The organism is Acidovorax sp. HMWF018 (genome assembly GCF_003061035.1).
GTDB lineage: Bacteria > Pseudomonadota > Gammaproteobacteria > Burkholderiales > Burkholderiaceae_C > Acidovorax > Acidovorax delafieldii.
On the sequence record NZ_QAIM01000404.1, the window covers coordinates 1797 to 3055 of the forward strand.

General features: G+C 66.6%; 1 protein-coding gene and 1 pseudogene. One reads left to right on the forward strand and one right to left on the reverse strand.

Annotated elements, in window-relative coordinates:
* Positions 1 to 156: pseudogene (locus tag DBR23_RS30830) on the reverse strand (ABC transporter permease); the annotation flags it as partial.
* A gap of 286 nt (positions 157 to 442) precedes the next feature.
* Between DBR23_RS30830 and DBR23_RS30835 the strand changes: the two are divergent.
* Positions 443 to 1259: GMC family oxidoreductase (locus DBR23_RS30835; RefSeq protein ID WP_369882126.1), on the forward strand; the 817-nt coding region annotated here is incomplete at its 3' end.

Consider the following 1259-nt stretch of genomic DNA (forward strand, 5'->3'; position numbering starts at 1 on the left):
CAGCGTGGGGGCGGGGGGTGCGCCGCGCAGCTGGTCCGACACGGCCTCCCATTGCGCCGCGTTGCCCAGCTCGGCCGCGCCCCAGCGCCCACGCAGCTGCGCGCACGGCCCTTGGGGCGTATCGGCGCGAACGATGTGGGGGGCGTGGTCGGTCATGGGTCTGGCCGCCAGGGCAGCCGCAGGGGTGGGGTCGTCAAGAAGCAGCAAGGAAGAGCGTGCATGGTAGCGGAGCCAATCCTGCACACGCTGTCGGACACGAGCCTGTCAAGCACAGACAGGCGGCGAAGCGTGTAATTATTATCAAATCAGCGCCAAGCGCAATCAATTCAAGCATCAGCAGCTACTAAAAGTGTAGCAATAGGCACACACCCTATCGACAGGGCCTGCCCCATCCGCACAATGGCCCACCGTTACCACCTTTGATCGGCACCGCCCCTCCTCCATGAGCGACACCACGTTTGACACCATCATCATCGGCGGAGGCACAGCCGGTGCCTTGCTCGCCAACCGCCTGAGCGCCGACGGCCGCCACCGCGTGCTGCTGATCGAGGCCGGCCGCAAGGACGACTACCACTGGATCCACATCCCAGTCGGCTACCTGTACTGCATCGGCAACCCGCGCACCGACTGGCTCTACAACACCGAGCCCGACGCGGGCCTGAACGGCCGCACCCTGCGCTACCCGCGCGGCAAGACGCTGGGCGGCTGCAGCAGCATCAACGGCATGATCTACATGCGCGGCCAGGCGCGCGACTATGACCAGTGGGCCGAGCTGACGGGCGATGCCAGCTGGCGCTGGGACAACGCCCTGCCCTACTTCCGCCGCCACGAAGACCACTGGCGCCTGGACCAGCCCGGAGGCGTGAACGAAAATTTCAAACGCCTGCACGGCAACAAGGCCACCGGCAGCACCGGCGAGTGGCGGGTGGAAAAGCAACGCCTGCGCTGGGACGTGCTCGACGCCTTTGCCCACGCCGCCCAACAAGCGGGCATCCCGGCCACCGACGACTTCAACAGCGGCAGCAACGAAGGCGTGGGCTATTTCGAGGTCAACCAGAAAAGCGGCTGGCGCTGGAACACCGCCAAGGCCTTTTTGCGCCCCACCTGCTATGGCCGGCCCAACTTCGAGATGTGGACCAGCGCGCAGGCGTCCAAGCTCATCATCGAGACCCAGCCCGACGGCAGCCAGCGCTGCACCGGCGTGTTGGTGTGGGACGGCCACGAGATGGTCACGGCCCGCGCGGCGGGCGAGGTGATCC